At 65.9% G+C, this 15,286-nt stretch carries 17 protein-coding genes; 13 read left to right on the forward strand and 4 right to left on the reverse strand.

Features of this window, described 5'->3' with window-relative positions; all coding sequences use genetic code 11:
- Window positions 1–3: 3 nt before the first annotated feature.
- The 3 genes from LDZ24_RS00785 to LDZ24_RS00795 are packed head-to-tail and all read right to left on the reverse strand — an operon-like array spanning window position 4 to window position 2,007.
- Entirely contained in the window at window positions 4–246 is a 243-nt protein-coding gene (locus tag LDZ24_RS00785; protein ID WP_248320966.1) for a hypothetical protein, read from the reverse strand.
- 28 nt (window positions 247–274) lie between these two features.
- Window positions 275–1,087 (reverse strand): type III pantothenate kinase, encoded by an 813-nt coding sequence (locus LDZ24_RS00790; RefSeq protein WP_248322235.1) that lies wholly within the window; start codon window positions 1,085–1,087, stop codon window positions 275–277.
- An 11-nt stretch (window positions 1,088–1,098) separates the two neighbouring features.
- Window positions 1,099–2,007 (reverse strand): biotin--[acetyl-CoA-carboxylase] ligase, encoded by a 909-nt coding sequence (locus tag LDZ24_RS00795; protein WP_248320967.1) that lies wholly within the window; start codon window positions 2,005–2,007, stop codon window positions 1,099–1,101.
- Window positions 2,008–2,123: 116 nt separating this feature from the next.
- Between LDZ24_RS00795 and LDZ24_RS00800 the strand changes: the two genes are divergently transcribed.
- From LDZ24_RS00800 to LDZ24_RS00845, 10 genes are all read left to right on the forward strand, one after another.
- Window positions 2,124–3,251 carry an ABC transporter permease gene (locus tag LDZ24_RS00800; RefSeq protein ID WP_248320968.1) on the forward strand — a complete coding sequence of 376 codons (1,128 nt, stop codon included), beginning with the start codon at window positions 2,124–2,126 and terminating at the stop codon, window positions 3,249–3,251.
- A gap of 4 nt (window positions 3,252–3,255) precedes the next feature.
- Window positions 3,256–4,131 carry an ABC transporter ATP-binding protein gene (locus LDZ24_RS00805; RefSeq protein WP_248320969.1) on the forward strand — a complete coding sequence of 292 codons (876 nt, stop codon included), beginning with the start codon at window positions 3,256–3,258 and terminating at the stop codon, window positions 4,129–4,131.
- Between the two features lie 30 nt (window positions 4,132–4,161).
- A complete protein-coding gene (locus LDZ24_RS00810; RefSeq protein WP_248320970.1) occupies window positions 4,162–5,121 on the forward strand; it encodes an MlaD family protein in 960 nt (319 codons plus the stop codon).
- 34 nt (window positions 5,122–5,155) lie between these two features.
- A complete protein-coding gene (locus LDZ24_RS00815; protein WP_248320971.1) occupies window positions 5,156–5,782 on the forward strand; it encodes an ABC-type transport auxiliary lipoprotein family protein in 627 nt (208 codons plus the stop codon).
- A gap of 49 nt (window positions 5,783–5,831) precedes the next feature.
- The gene (locus LDZ24_RS00820; protein WP_248320973.1) at window positions 5,832–7,010 is read left to right on the forward strand and encodes a VanZ family protein; all 1,179 of its coding nucleotides are present in this window, start codon (window positions 5,832–5,834) and stop codon (window positions 7,008–7,010) included.
- Between the two features lie 221 nt (window positions 7,011–7,231).
- The gene (locus LDZ24_RS00825) at window positions 7,232–7,561 is read left to right on the forward strand and encodes a ferredoxin (protein WP_244847737.1); all 330 of its coding nucleotides are present in this window, start codon (window positions 7,232–7,234) and stop codon (window positions 7,559–7,561) included.
- 11 nt (window positions 7,562–7,572) lie between these two features.
- Window positions 7,573–8,199: an alpha/beta hydrolase gene (locus LDZ24_RS00830; protein WP_248320975.1), complete on the forward strand. Its 627-nt coding sequence runs from the start codon at window positions 7,573–7,575 to the stop codon at window positions 8,197–8,199.
- A 473-nt stretch (window positions 8,200–8,672) separates the two neighbouring features.
- Window positions 8,673–9,905: a D-alanyl-D-alanine carboxypeptidase family protein gene (locus LDZ24_RS00835; protein ID WP_206468173.1), complete on the forward strand. Its 1,233-nt coding sequence runs from the start codon at window positions 8,673–8,675 to the stop codon at window positions 9,903–9,905.
- A gap of 31 nt (window positions 9,906–9,936) precedes the next feature.
- A complete protein-coding gene (locus LDZ24_RS00840; RefSeq protein WP_248320977.1) occupies window positions 9,937–10,854 on the forward strand; it encodes a D-amino acid aminotransferase in 918 nt (305 codons plus the stop codon).
- 10 nt (window positions 10,855–10,864) lie between these two features.
- Entirely contained in the window at window positions 10,865–11,179 is a 315-nt protein-coding gene (locus tag LDZ24_RS00845) for a DUF493 family protein (protein WP_248320979.1), read from the forward strand.
- On the opposite strand, the gene LDZ24_RS00850 is transcribed toward LDZ24_RS00845, so the two are convergent.
- Entirely contained in the window at window positions 11,163–12,122 is a 960-nt protein-coding gene (locus tag LDZ24_RS00850) for a transcriptional regulator GcvA (RefSeq protein ID WP_248322236.1), read from the reverse strand. The two genes, LDZ24_RS00845 and LDZ24_RS00850, sit on opposite strands and share 17 nt — an antisense overlap.
- Window positions 12,123–12,245: 123 nt before the next feature.
- Between LDZ24_RS00850 and LDZ24_RS00855 the strand changes: the two genes are divergently transcribed.
- From LDZ24_RS00855 to lipA, 3 genes are all read left to right on the forward strand, one after another.
- A complete protein-coding gene (locus LDZ24_RS00855; protein ID WP_248320981.1) occupies window positions 12,246–12,572 on the forward strand; it encodes a DUF2917 domain-containing protein in 327 nt (108 codons plus the stop codon).
- 71 nt (window positions 12,573–12,643) lie between these two features.
- Window positions 12,644–13,447: a lipoyl(octanoyl) transferase LipB gene (lipB, locus tag LDZ24_RS00860; RefSeq protein WP_248320983.1), complete on the forward strand. Its 804-nt coding sequence runs from the start codon at window positions 12,644–12,646 to the stop codon at window positions 13,445–13,447.
- Window positions 13,444–14,448, forward strand: coding sequence for a lipoyl synthase (gene lipA / locus LDZ24_RS00865; RefSeq protein WP_248320985.1), 1,005 nt, complete (start codon window positions 13,444–13,446; stop codon window positions 14,446–14,448). The genes lipB and lipA overlap by 4 nt, the downstream gene beginning before the upstream one ends.
- Window positions 14,449–15,286 lie beyond the last annotated feature (838 nt).

Below are 15,286 nucleotides of genomic sequence, written 5' to 3' on the forward strand. Positions count from 1 at the left end.
GCGTTACTGGCCGAGCGGCTTCGTCTCCACGCTCGCGGCGGGCGCGGGACCGCCGACCTGCGGCTGATCGGCTGCTTCCTCGGGACGCAGCGGCCGCGTCGTCAGCGTTTCGGGCCGCACCTGTTGCAACAGATGATGCGGCTCGCGCGCGCCCGCGGCGGGCAGCGACGATCCGAACATGCCGTGCACGAGCGCGAACACCAGCACGTTGGCCAGAATGAGAAAGGCAATGAGCCAGCGCAGCATGCCAGGGGCTCCGTCAGTCGGTTCGTAATCAGTCAGTTCGGTGCGTGGCCGATTCCCGCGCGATGAGCGCGAGGCCGGCGAGCACGAGGGAATCGTGGCGAGTGTGCGGCACCGCGAGCGCGCCCGCAATCTCGCTGGCCGCGCCGCCGCCGAGCACGAGCCGCACGTCCGCCTGCCAGTCCGCGCGGAGATCGCGCCATGCGCGTTCGATCAGACTCGCTTGCGCGAGCAGGCAGCCCGCCGACAGCGCGGCGGCCGTATCGGTGGCGAAGAGGCTGCGCGGGGCCGCTTCCGGGTCGCCGAGCGCGCGGCGCGCGGCGGCGGCATCGAGTGTCGGCAGTTGCGCGGTGTGGCTGCCGAGCGATTGCATCATTAGCGACCAGCCCGGCGCGATCAATCCGCCGGTGAAGACGCCATCGGCGCGCAACGCTTCGAGCGTCGTCGCGGTGCCGAAGGTGGCGATCAGCACGTTCTCGCCGGGAAACGCGGCGCGCGCGCCGATCAGGCCCGCCCAGCGGTCGCTGCCGAGCTTGTCCGGTTCGACGTAGCGGTTTGTCACGCCGCATTGCGCGGCCTTCGCGCGCACGACGGTGCGCGGCAGCGCCGGCCAGCGCGCGTCGATCATGCGGTCGATGCGCGCCTGCGCCGCCGCGCCGGCCACGTTCGAGATCCACGCGCTGTCGGGTCGAGGCAGCGCCGACCATGCGGCGAGCGCCGGCTCGGCGGCATCGCGCGGCGTGGATTCACGTTCGTGCTCCAGCGCGCCGCCCGCGATAGCCGCGCCGTTTTCGTCGACGAGCGACCACTTGATGCGGCTGTTGCCCGCGTCGATCAGCAGCATCGGCGCGTCGCTCACGGACGCTCCTTTGCGAGCCGCAGCGACAGTTCGCCCGTCGCGACGGCGCGCGGTCCTTCGGGCGCGTCGATCAGCAAGTGGCCGCTGTCGTCGACGCCGGTGGCGACGCCGCGCGTGACTTCCTGTCCCTGATCGATCAGCACGACTTCGCGGCCCGCGTACGCGTGCGCGTCGGTCCAGCGCTGGCGGAACGGCCGGAAGCCGTCCGCTTCGAAGCGGGGCAGCGCCGTGTCCAGCGCATTCAGCAGCGCGGCGAGCGTGTCCGTGAGATTCGCGTCCGGCCACGCGCGGGCGAGCGCGGCGGGCGCGGCGCCGGGAATCGCGGCGGTCGACGGCGACTGGCGGTTCGCGTCGTCCACTTGCGCGGCGAGCTGCTCCGCGCCGTGCAGATTCACGCCGATGCCGATCACCACGGCCGTCGCGCCCGGCGCATTCCACGCCGTCTCGATCAGGATGCCGGCGAGCTTGCCGTCGTCGAGCAGCACGTCGTTCGGCCACTTCAGCGCGGGCCGCGCGGACGGCGTGAGCGGCAGCCGCGCGAGCGCGTCGAGCACGGCCGTGCCGATGGCGAGACTCAAGCCCGACAGCCCTTCGATGGGCCGCCGCAGCACGTATCCCACCGACATCAGGAGTGCATTGCCCGGCTCGGCGAGCCACGCGCGGCCGCGCCGCCCGCGCCCGGCAGTCTGCGCGTACGCGATGCGCGCGACCGGCGCGGGCGGCGCGTGTTGCGCGACGTCGCGGGCGAGCGTGCGCATGCGCTCGACGAGATCGGCGTTGGTGGAGCCGGTCTCGTCGACGATCTCGATGGTCCAGTCGCGCGCCGGACGCTCGGCGAGCGTGGCGAGCCGGTTACGGTCGATGCGCCAGGGCGCGTCGGGGGCGAAGGCGGGAGTCGGGGTCATCGGGATATTGTAGCGGGCGGGCTCGGCGCTTCGCGTGGCGGATCGCGCCGCCGCGCAACGATCCTTCGTTACAATGTCCCTCTCCCTCAAACCGCGTTCCAACGCCCCTTCGATCCTTGAACTTCGACACGCCGCCCCGCCTGCGAGTGGAAGCCGGTCAGCAAGGCAAGGTGGTCCGTCTTTCGGGCCAGTGGACGGCGCTCGCGCTCGCGCGTGACCGCTCGAAAACCGGCGTCACGCGGCGGCTGCGCGCGATCGGGCGCGAGGCCATCGGGCAGTGGGACCTGCTGTCGATCGAACGACTCGATCACGTCGGCGGGCAGGCGCTCTGGCGCATCTGGGGCCGCAAGATGCCCGCGACCGTCGCGCTGTCGGACACGCAGCGTGAAATCTTCGAGCGCGTCGCGCTGCTCGACGCGGAGCGCGAGGAGCCGGAGGCCATCGATCGCACCGATCCTGTCACGCGGCTCGGACACCTGATTTTCGCGTTCTTCGATCACCTGCACGGCGGCCTCGCGATGTTCGGCGGCTTCGTGCTCGATCTGCTCGGATTGATCCGTCGCCCACAGCGGACTCCGTGGACGGAGATTTCCGCGAACATCTATAGCGCCGGCGCGCAGGCGCTCGCGATCACGGCGCTCGTCGCGTTTTTGATCGGCATCGTGCTCAGTTATCTGTCCGCGCAGCAGTTGCGCATGTTCGGCGCGAACCAGTACATCGTGAATATTCTCGGGCTGTCGGTGATTCGCGAACTCGGGCCGGTGCTGTCCGCGATTCTCGTCGCCGGGCGCTCGGGCTCCGCGATCACCGCGCAGATCGGCGTGATGCGCGTCACCGAGGAACTCGACGCGATGCAGGTCATGGGCATTCCGCACGGCCTGCGCCTCGTTCTGCCGCGCGTGCTCGCGCTCGGCGTCGCGATGCCGCTGCTGGTCATGTGGACCAACATCATCGCGCTGACGGGCGGCGCGCTCGCGGCGAAGCTCGTGCTGTCCATCGACATTTCGTTCTTCATCCGCTCGCTGCCGTCCGTCGTGCCGATTGCGAATCTGTGGATCGGGCTGGGCAAGGGCGTCGTGTTCGGCATGCTGATCGCGCTCGCCGCGTGCCACTTCGGCTTTCGCATCAAGCCGAATTCACAGAGTCTCGGCGAAGGCACGACGACGTCCGTGGTCACGTCGATCACCGTCGTGATTCTCGCGGACGCGGTGTTCGCCATCCTCTTTCAGAACGTGGGGCTCTGACGCCATGTCGACGACGCTCGCCACCGCCGTGCGCCATCAGCCGCCGCCCGCGATCGCGGAGCCGGTCATCGAAGTGCGCGATGTCACGAAACGCTACGGCAGCACGGTGATTCACGAGCATCTGAACTTCGAGGTGCGCCGTGGCGAAATCGTCGCGCTGCTGGGCGGCTCCGGTTCCGGCAAGACGACGCTCGTGCGGCAGATTCTCGGGCTCGAATCGCCGACCTCGGGCGTGATTCGCGTGCTCGGCGAGGAATGGGCGCGCATGGACACCGAGACCGCGAAGATGCTGCGCACGCGCTCCGGCATGATGTTTCAGCAAGGCGCGCTCTTCTCGTCGCTGTCGGTGTATGACAACATCGCGCAGCCGTTTCGCGAACTCGGCAAGATTCCAGAAGACCTGATCCGCGAATTCGTAATGCTGAAGCTCGAAATGGTCGGGCTTTCGTGCAAGCACGCGACCAAGATGCCGGCCGCGCTCTCGGGCGGCATGGTGAAGCGCGTGGGCATTGCGCGGGCCATCGCGCTCGAACCCGAACTGCTCTTTCTCGACGAGCCCACGGCCGGTCTCGATCCGAAGGCATCGGATGAGTTCGTCGATCTGATCGCGACGCTCCATCGCGCGCTCGGTCTCACCGTCGTCATGGTCACGCACGATCTGGATACGATGGTCGCGCTTTCCACGCGCGTCGCCGTGCTCGCGGACCGGCGCGTGCTCGTCGCGGCGCCGGTGGAAGAAGCCGTCGCGGTGGATCATCCGTTCATCCGCGAGTATTTTCTCGGGCGGCGCGGACGGCGCGCGCTTCAGGCGCTGCCGCCCGAACGCCGCGCAAAGCTGCCCGCCGCCGCGCTCGACGACGCCACCATCACCGTGAAGTAGTCCGGCGCAAAAGCGACAAGGAACCTGCCGATGGAAAACAAATCACATGCGTTCTGGACCGGGCTGTTCACCATCGTGCTCGTGCTGGCCATTGCGTTCGCGGCGTTCTTCTTCAACGTGGACCGCACCGTGCGCGTGCCGTACGACCTGATCGCGCGGACCAACGTGACGGGCCTCTTCACCGATGCCGCCGTGCGTTATCGCGGGCTCGGCGTCGGCAAGGTCGAGTCGATTCGCTTCGACCGGGCGCATCCGGGGCAGATCCGCATCCGCATTCTCGTCGACCGCAACGCGCCGATGACGCACTCCACCTTCGCGACGCTCGGCTTTCAGGGCGTGACGGGCATCGCGTTCGTGCAGCTCGACGACAGCGGCAAGGATCCGACCGCGCTCGCGTCCTCGCCGCAGCACGTCGCGGAAGTGCCCATGCGTCCGGGGCTTTTCGAGCAGTTGCAGGAACGCGGCGATGTGATCCTGCGCAAGTTCGAGCGTCTTTCGGAAGACGCGGACAAGTTTCTCTCCGACGACGTGCGCGATCAGCTTCTCGACACGACCAAAAGCCTGAAGGGCGCGGCGGACGGCATCGCGTCGCTCGCGAGCCAGGTCGCGCCCGCAACCGCGCATCTGCCGCAGACGCTGTATCAGCTCGATCGCACGCTCGCCTCGACGAACGCGCTGATCCAGAACCTGAATCGCGAGAACGGACCGTTCGTGACCAACCTGAACAAGGCGGGCGACGCCGCGCAACAGGCCGCAGCCGCCCTCGCGGACATGAACGAATCGCTGCGCGACGTGACGGCGCGCGTGAGCTTCGAGGCATTGCCGCGTCTCTATTCGTTCACCGAAGATCTTGGCGCCGCCGCGCGTTCGGTCGACCGCGCCGCCGATACGTTCAGCGCGAGTCCGCGCAGCGTGCTGTTCGGCGCGCCGTCGATGCCGCCGGGGCCGGGCGAGCCGGGCTTCGTGTGGCCCGCGAATCCATCGCGCTGAACGCGGCCATAGAACAGGACAACGAAGGATTCATATGTCACTTGCTGAGTTGAAACGACCGTTGGCGCTTGCGCTCGCCTGTATCGCGATGCTGGCAGGCTGCGCGACGAACCCGCCCGCGACGCCGGACGCGCGCTATGACCTCGGCGCGCGGCCCGCCGCCAGTCCTGCGAGCCCTACGACCGAAGCGCCGATGCCGCCGGTCAAAGTGCTGGCGGTGCGCGCGTCGCGTGATCTGGAAACCGACGCGTTCGTCTATCGCCTGAGTTACGTCGATGCGCAGCGCACCGGCAGCTATGCGACGAGCCACTGGACGATGCCGCCCGCGCAGCTTCTCACGCAGCGATTGCGCGATACGCTCTCGCAACGCGGCCCGGTGCTCACGGGCGTCGACACGGTGCGCGCGCCGTTGCTGGAGATCGAGCTGACCGGCTTCGAACAGGTCTTCGATGCGCCGGAAAGGAGTCATGGCGTCGTATCGGTGCGGGCTACGCTCACGCGACAAGGCCGCGTCATCGCGCAGCGGATGTTCGCGGCGAGCGCGCCCGCGCCGAGCGCCGATGCATCGGGCGGCGCGCGGGCGCTGGCGGCGGCATCGGACGATCTGATCGCGCAACTGGGCGCGTGGCTCGGCGCGCAGCCGCTCACCGCATCGCGATGACGACGCGTTTCATCGTCAATCCGCTCGAACGGACGCGCCTGGGCGGCTCATGACGATCAAGCAATGGCAGCGCCGCCCGTCGGCGTTCTCGCGACAGGCGCTCGTCGCGTACGCGGTGCTCGTCGTGTACGGCTCGCTGTATCCGTTTTCCGGCTGGCGCTCGCTCGGTCTCGGGCCGTTCGCGTTCCTGACCGATCCGCTGCCGCGTTACCTGACGGCTTTCGATGTCGTCACCAACGTGCTCGGCTATATGCCGCTCGGCGCGCTGATCGTGCTCGCGCTGTATCCGCGCTGGCGCGGCTCGCTCGCGGTGTGCGCGGCGTTCGCGGGCGGCGCGCTTTTGTCGGGCGCGATGGAATCGATCCAGACGTATCTGCCCACGCGCGTCGCGTCCAATCTCGATCTCGCCGCCAATGCGCTCGGCGCGCTGATCGGCGGCGTGCTCGCCGCGCCCGCGACCAGTTCGCTGCTCGACCGCGGCTTGCTGCGGCGGATTCGCTTCACGTGGTTCGAGCGACATGCGGCCTACGTGATCGGGCTGTCGGCGCTGTGGCCGTTCTCGTCGATGTTTCCTGCGCCGTATCTATTCGGCGGCGGCGACTTGCCGCGCGTGCTGTGGGATCAGCTCGATCCGGCGATGCAGGACGCGATTCTCGCGTGGACGCCCGCCGCGTGGGACGTGGAAACGTGGCCGGACCGCCTCGGCGCGCTGTTGCCCGACGAAGCGTGGGAAGCGATGATCACGTCGTCGAATCTGTTCGCGGCGCTCGTGCTCGTCACGCTGCTCACGCGCGAGCGCGCGCCGCGCATCCGGCTGATGATCGGGCTGATCGTCGCGACGCTGGTGGCGAAGGCGGGCGCTTCGTTCCTGCAATCGCGCGCCGGGCTGACCTTCGACTGGGCGACGGACGGCGCGCTCGAAGGCATCGGGATCGGCGCGGTGGCGGGCGTGCTGGCGGTGTCGCTGCCGCGTGCGCTGCGGGCGGCGTTGGCGGGCGCGGCGCTCGTCGTGGGGCTCGCGCTCGTGAATCTGCTGCCGGTGAATCCTTACTTCGACATCGTGCTGGCGGATTGGCGGCAGGGGCGGTATCTGCATTTCAATGGACTGCTGCACTGGCTCGCGTGGGTGTGGCCGTATGCGGCGTTGGGGTGGCTGGCGTCGGCGGCGGAAAGGGCGTGGATGGGGAGGCGGCGGGGTGGGGGAGATAGCGCGGGCGGGGATCGCTAGAGCGACAGCTCCCGCCGACCGCCTTGCATGGGGCGGGAGTAAGCGCTAAAGCGCCAACTCCCGCCGACCGCCTTGCATGGGGCGGGACTAAGCGCTAAAGCGCCAACTCCCGCCGACCGCTTTGCATGGGGCGGGAGTAAGCGCTGAAGCGCCAACTCCCGCCGACACATCCCGCGACATCGCTCGCTATAATCGACCGACACCCCCATCGCCGGACGCTCATGGACTCCTTCTACAAGTACCACGTGTTCTTCTGCCTGAATCAGCGCGATGCCGACGCCTCGCGTCCCAGTTGCGCGAACTGCAACGCGCAAGCCATGCAGGAGCATGCGAAAAAGCGCGTCAAGAAGCTCGGCCTCGCCGGCGAAGGCAAAGTGCGCATCAACAAGGCCGGCTGTCTGGACCGCTGCGAACAAGGGCCGGTCGTCGTCGTGTATCCGGAAGGCACGTGGTACACGTATGTCGATGAAACCGACATCGACGAAATCGTCGATTCGCATCTCGCCAACGGCAAGATCGTCGAGCGTCTTCTGATCGATCAACCCGCCTGACGCCCGCCTTCATGAACGCGCAAACAGAAAAATTCCTCATCGACGGCCCGGCGGGCAAGATCGAAGTCGCGCTCGATCGCACGGAGTCTGCGCCGCGCGGCATCGCGCTCGTCGCGCATCCGCATCCGCTCTTCGGCGGGACGATGGACAACAAGGTCGCGCAAACCCTCGCGCGCACTTTCGTGCAGCTCGGCTATACGACGTATCGCTCCAATTTTCGCGGCGTCGGGCAGACCGAAGGCGAGCACGACAACGGCATTGGCGAGCGCGAAGACCTGCTCGCGGTCATCGAGCACATGCGCGCGCAGCCCGGCCAGCGCGACGTGCCGATCGTGCTCGCGGGCTTTTCCTTCGGCACCTTCGTGCTGTCGCATGTCGCCAAGCGCATGCAAGATAGCGGGCAGGCAATCGAGCGCATGGTGTTCGTCGGCACGGCGGCAAGCCGCTGGGACGTGGCGCCGGTTCCCGAGAACACGCTCGTGATTCACGGCGAAGTGGACGATACGGTGCCCATCGCCTCCGTCTACGACTGGGCGCGGCCGCAGGAATTGCCGGTCGTCGTCATTCCGGGCGGCGAGCATTTCTTCCATCGCAAGCTGCATATTCTCAAGCGCGTGATCGTCGACGCCTGGCGTTAGGCTTCCGAAGGCTTTCGCCGCGCGCTGGTTCACGCGGTCATCGCGAATCGACATTTCGCTTAAGGCATCGCCTCAAAAAGCGCGGATTGGCGCTGGATTCACGCAGATTCGCCGTAATCGCGCTCTTGGCCGCGCGTATAATGGCGCAGAATTTTTTTGCCGCGACTCCGTGTCACAACGCTGCTTTCCAACGTTGTGCCCGCACGCTGTGACTCGACGCTGCGGCGAAAAGCCCGACGCCAGAGGGCCGGTTCATTGCCGGCCTACGCGACGTTCGAAAACAAACGTTTGAGAACCGATGGCGCGGCCGTCTGTCGAATGTGCGCTCCTTCGCCGCGGCACCCCGCGTGCCCGTTTCCGCCAGCAGGCGAAGAGCGCGACCGGCATGAACGGTCTGCCTGTTCAACCCGCGCTTCGCCGCCTTTCGGATCATTCCGGGCGGAGCGCCGATGCTCTTTCTGCCGACCGATCCTATGCGCTTTTTCCCTTCCGGCTTTTCTGTTTCGCCCGTCTCCGCTTTCGTTTCCACTACCGCCATTCACCGCCGCGCATTCAAGGCCGCCGTCGTGCTGCCGGCCGTCCTCGCTGCCGCGAGCGCGTTCGCGCAGGTGCCGCCGCCCGCAGTGACCGCGCATTCGTGGGTGCTCGTGGATGCCACCAGCAATCAGGTGCTCGCATCCGGCAATCCGGATGAACGCGTCGAGCCGGCGTCGCTCACCAAGCTCATGACCGCGTATCTCGTCTTCGACGCGCTCAAGTCGAAGAAGATCAACATGGACCAGACCGTCATGCCGACGGAGGCCGTGCGCCGCGTGAGGACGGACGAGTCGCGCATGTTCATCGAGGCGAACAAGCCGGTCACCGTGCATGACCTCGTGTACGGCATGATCATCCAGTCGGGCAACGACGCGGCCATCGCGCTCGCGGAACTCGTCGGCGGCAGCGAGGCGAACTTCGTCAATCTGATGAACGGCGCGGCGCAACGCATCGGCATGAAGCACACGCACTATGCCGACGTGAACGGCATGCCCGATCCGCAGCACTACACGACGGCAGGCGACCTCGCCGTGCTGTCGACGCGTCTGATCCGCGATTTCCCCGAGTACTACAGCATCTTCTCGGAGAAGGAATTCACGTACAACAAGATCAAGCAGCCGAACCGCAACCGCCTGCTGTGGCTCGACCCGAGCGTCGACGGTCTCAAGACCGGTCACACGAAAGCGGCGGGCTATTGCCTGATCGCGACGGCCAAGCGTTCGCTGCCGGGCATGCCGGACGCGAGCCGGCGTCTCGTCGCCGTCATGATGGGCGAGCCGAAGGAATCGGCGCGCGTGCAGGACAGCCTCAAGATGCTGAACTACGGCTACACCGCGTATGACGCGCTGCGCCTCTACAAGGCGAATCAGGTGATCGAATCGCCGCGCGTGTACAAGGGCGCGTCGGACAACGTGCAGGCGGGCGTCGAGACGGATCAGTACATCACCGTGCCGAAGGGCTTGGGCGACAAGGTGAAGCCGACGATCACGCGCAACGACTTGCTGATCGCGCCGATCAAGAAGGGCCAGCAGATCGGCACTGTTCGCATGATGGCGGACGGCAAGGACGTCGCACAGTTCCCGCTCGTCGCGTTGCAGGACGTGCCGCAAGCTGGTCTCTTCGGCCGCCTGTGGGATTCCGCGCTGCTGATGTGGCAAAAGAAGAAGTAATCGCGTTTTTTGTTCCAACGGAGCGGTTCGAATGAGCCAAAGCCAAGCCGACGACTTCAACCCGACGGTCTATCTGAACGGCGAGTGGGGACCGCTTTCCGAGGCGCGCATTCCGGTGCTGGATCGCGGCTTCATCTTCGGCGACGGCATCTATGAAGTCGTGCCGCTCTACGCGCAGGACGGCGGCGCGCGCCTGCCGTTTCGTCTCGCGCAGCATCTCGCGCGGCTGAACCGCAGCCTCGGCAAGATCCGCATCGAGAATCCGTTCGACGACGCCGGCTGGCGCGCGCTCATCGCCCGCGCGATCGAGGCGAACGCCGGTCCGGGCGACGCCCTCGTCTACATTCAGGTGACGCGCGGCGTCGCGAAGAAGCGCGGGCACGCGTTCCCGGCCGGCATCACGCCGACCGTTTTCGTGATGTTGAGCCCGCTCGTGCTGCCGAGCGCCGCGAGCCGCGCGCAAGGCGCGGTCGCCGTGACGGCCGAGGACAAGCGCTGGCTGCATTGCGACATCAAATCGGTCTCGCTGCTCGGCAACGTGCTGATGGCGCAGCACGCGGCGGAAAACGACGCGCTCGAAACCATCCAGTTGCGCGACGGCTTGCTGACAGAAGGATCGTCCTCAAATGTGTGGGTAGTGAAGGACGGCGCGCTGCTGGGCGTGCCGCGCGGCCCGCGCATTCTCGAAGGCATCCGTTACGGAATCGTCGAAGAACTCGCGGCCGAGGCAGGCATTCGGTTCGAGGAACGAGACATCACCGAGGCCGAACTGCGCGCCGCCGACGAAATCATGATCAGCTCGGCGACGAAAGAAGTCATGCCGATCACCACGCTCGACGGCCAGGCTGTCGGCAACGGCCGTCCCGGCCCGGTCTATGCTGCGCTGTATGACGCCTACCAGCGAGCCAAGTCGCGCGAGTTCGCGCAGCAGGCGAGCCGCGCCGGTTAAGGAGAAACCCATGTCCGATTCATTCGATTCCAAGCCGCAGTCGGCCGATCCGACGCAGGCCAGCAGCACCGACGAGCTGTTCAATTTCCCCTGCGATTTCCCGATCAAGGTGATGGGCAAGTCGCATCCCGAATTTCAGGACACCATCGTCACCGTGATCCGCGAGTTCGACAACGAGTTCGACGTCACGCGCGTCGAAGCGCGGCCGTCGTCCGGCGGCAACTACACGGGCCTCACGTGCACGGTGCGCGCGCAGAACCGCGCGCATCTGGACGACATCTATCGCGCGCTCACCGGCCACCCGATGGTCAAGGTAGTGCTCTGAGATTGCCTGCGGCTGCGGGCGCATCGCACACGGCGGGCGTGCGCTCGTAAAGCTGCCTGAACTTCTCCGCTTCGGAGAAGATCCACTCCCGAAACGCCTGCACGCGCGCAGTCGCCAGCAACTCCGGCGGACACACGAAGTAATAGGTCCACGGACTCGGACCATCCACGTTGAAAAGCCTGACGAGCCGCCCGTCGATGATTTCCTGCATCGCGAGCGAGCGCCGTACGAGCGCGATCCCCTGGCCGTCGATGGCCGCTTGCAGCAAATTCGACGAATCTTCGAACAAGACGCCGCGTTTGGGCTCCGGCATGTCCGGCAGGCCGGCTGCGTCGAACCACGGGCGCCATAGCTCGTCGCCGGAGCGCAGAAGCGGCATGTTCGCGAGATCGGCCGGCACGCGCGGCAGCGCGCCGCCATTGAAGCGTGGCGAGCACGCGGGAAAGAACACTTCGTCGAGCAACGGTTCCGCGTGCACGCCCGCATATTTGCCATAGCCGAAGCGGATCGCCACGTCCACGTCGTCGCGGCTGAAGTCGGTGAGCGCGTTCGTCGACAGCAGTTCGAGATCGAATTCCGGATGCTTTTCGATGAAACCGCCCACGCGCGACGTGAGCCAGCGCGCCGAAAACGACGACAGCATTGACACGACGAGCCGCCGGTCCCGGTCGCCCGAGCGCATGCGCCGCGTCGATTCCGCGAGCGCGACGAGCGCCGCGCGCACGTCCGCCGCGTACTGGCGGCCGCGGTCGGTGAGGCGCACGCGCTTGCCGTCGCGGGCGAAAAGCGCCACGCCGAGTTCGGCCTCCAGCGCGCGTATCTGATGACTGACCGCGCCGTGCGTGACGAAAAGCTCGTCGGCGGCGCGCGAAAAACTCTCGTGACGCGCGGCGGCTTCGAAAGCTCGCAGCGCGTTCAGCGCGGGAAGCTGGCGCAGGTCCATGTGGATGTTCGCGGATGCGTTTGTCAATGCGGCTCACATAGCGGTGAAAATTGATCGTTTTGTCCGATGCCTTGCTACGCCTACGATTGTAGTCATCGAAACGTTCCGTTGGCGGAGTCGATCATGCGAGAAATATCAACAAGCGTCACGTTCGAAATCAGTCCCGGCGAAACCGTGCCGATGCGCATTGCGCGCGGCACGCGGCTCACCGTGCACGGCAGCCCGGTCTGGGCGACACGCAGCAACGACATCGAAGACTACTGGCTCGCGCCCGGCGACCGGCTGAACCTGCGCGAGCGCGAACGGCTATGGCTTTCGGCGGAAGGCGACAAGCCCGCGCGCGTCGTGTTCACCATCGTGCCGCGTCGCGACGAGCGCGCGATTCGTTGGCTGTCCGCGCGCATCGAGCGGCTCGCGCTGCGTTTTCGCGCCGGCTGGCGCACCGTCTGAGCGTGCGGATCGGTTCATCTTCGTCTTCACGGCCGGCGGGCATGAAGCGATTTCGGTAAACTACCGGGATCATGTCCGCCACGCCGCTTGCATTTTCTACCGAGCTTATCTCCGAGCCTGCCATCGAGTTGCCCGGCGACGTCATTCTGCGCTGGCGCGGCCTCGAACCGTACGGCGAGAGTTTCGACGCGATGCGCGCGTTCACTGACGCCCGCACGCCCGACACGCCCGACGAAATCTGGCTCGTCGAGCATCCGCAGGTCTTCACGCTCGGTCTCGCGGGCGATCCCGCGGATCTGCTCTTAGCCGACAGCGGCATTCCGCTCGTCAAGGTGGATCGCGGCGGGCAGATCACGTATCACGGGCCGGGGCAGATCGTCGCGTATCTGCTCATCGACTTGCGCCGTCGCAAGCTCATGGTGCGTGAGATGGTGCGGCGTATCGAAGAGGCCGTGATCGAAACGCTCGCAACGTATAATCTGGCGAGTGACCGCAAGGCGGGCGCGCCGGGCATTTACGTCGCCGCGCCGTCCGCGCTTCAGGCGCAGCGCGGCGCGAACGTTCGTTTGCACGAACTGCATGAGGGCGCGAAGATCGCCGCGCTCGGGCTCAAGATCCGCAACGGCTGCAGCTATCACGGCGTCAGCCTGAACGTGAAGATGGACCTTCGGCCGTTCCTCGCGATCAACCCGTGCGGCTACGCGGGACTCGAAACGGTCGACATGGCGACGCTCGGCGTCGTGGCCGGCTGGCGCGATGTCGCACTCACGCTCGCCGAAAGACTGGCGCATCAGATCGACGGCACGCCGAGCGCCGCCGCTCAACCGCAAGACGGCGCGAGCCGTCCCGCTGCATCTACCGGATCAACCGAATGACTGACGCAACCGCAAACCTGGCAGGCGACACCGCTCCCGCTTCCCCGACGATCCCCGCGCCCTACGACGCCACCGCGAAGCAAAAGGCGCAGGCGAAGACATCGCGCATTCCGATCAAGGTGGTGCCGATCGAGAAGCTGAAGAAGCCGGAGTGGATTCGCGTGCGCACGGCGACCGGCAATTCGCGGTTCAACGAGATCAAGCAGATTCTGCGCGAGCACAACCTGCACACCGTCTGCGAGGAAGCGAGCTGCCCGAATATCGGCGAATGCTTCGGCAAGGGCACGGCCACGTTCATGATCATGGGCGACAAGTGCACGCGCCGCTGCCCGTTCTGCGATGTCGGCCACGGCCGTCCCGATCCGCTCGATCCCGAGGAGCCGCTGAACCTCGCGCGCACCATCGGCGCGTTGAAGCTGAAGTATGTGGTCATCACGAGCGTGGACCGCGACGATCTGCGCGACGGCGGCGCGGCGCATTTCGTGGAGTGCATCCGCCAGGTGCGCAAGCATTCGCCGGAAACGCGCATCGAAATTCTGACGCCGGATTTTCGCGGGCGACTGGATCGCGCGATCAATATTCTGACCGCCGCGCCGCCCGACGTGATGAACCACAATCTGGAAACGGTGCCGCGTCTTTATAAGGAGGCGCGTCCGGGTTCGGATTATCACCATTCGCTGAAGCTGCTGAAGGACTTCAAGGCGCTGCATCCGGAAGTGGCGACCAAGTCGGGCCTGATGGTCGGCTTGGGCGAAACGGAAGAAGAGATTCTTCAGGTGATGCGCGATCTGCGCGCGCACGACGTCGATATGCTGACTATCGGCCAGTATTTGCAGCCGTCGGAACACCATCTGCCGGTGCGCGCGTATGTGCATCCGGATACGTTCAAGATGTACGAGGAAGAAGCGTACAAGATGGGCTTCACGCACGCGGCGGTCGGCGCGATGGTGCGGTCGAGTTATCACGCGGATTTGCAGGCGCATGGGGCGGGGGTGGTTTAACTGCGCTGCGTTCTGCTGCTGGCAAAAAACCCACGGTGACGTGGGTTTTTTTTCGGCTTGTGAATGGGCGATGGAGCAGGGCGGCGTCCAGATCATCGGACAGCGCGGAAAGGAATCGGCTTGGTCCACCCCATTACTGACGGTCGAACGACTTAAGTGGTCCGATGCAATCCGGAAGCAAGGCATCGGCTGCAAAGGTTCGCTCAGCGCATGGGCAGGTTATCGAAGGTCCTTTATTTGAAGGGAAACCGCTCTGATACTTCCGAAGCCGGAGGGGGCGCGCTTCACCACTTCCACGCCGAGATCGACCTTCAGCGCCTTTCCACGCGCCTCAGATTGAAGTCGTAGCCAGGTCTATCACGACGACCTTTTGCTTCGGCGATCTGAATGGCGGTACATTCAGACTCACACTCAGCAGTATGAGAATACGACGTTGAGTTGGCACCTTTTCGCATTTCATAATGCACAACATATCTAGCCACGGTTACGTCCTCTCAGGTGTTAGGGAGCACCAGAATAGGGCCATGCTGTCGCTCTTATTTTGCGGAAACGCAAGAAACAGTCAGCGAACCTCGGACAGGTCACCGAAAGGTGATGGCAGCGAATAAATTCAAGCGGTCGGTCGGAGCGCGTAGCCGCCAGTCTCGCCGGGAAACGCTGAGAACCTGTCTCCACGCGGGCGAATCCAGAGCTAGAAACAGAGCGTCCAGATCACCGGACACGCGCAAGCCACTTTTCTAGAATGCCGGACCGCCACCGATTCCCCGCGCGCCCGACGACCGCAGAATCAATGAGTTACAGCAACGTGCCCACTGGCATCACCCTTGCATAAAAAGAC

It is taken from the genome of Caballeronia sp. Sq4a (assembly GCF_023170545.1).
Taxonomy (GTDB): Bacteria; Pseudomonadota; Gammaproteobacteria; order Burkholderiales; family Burkholderiaceae; genus Caballeronia.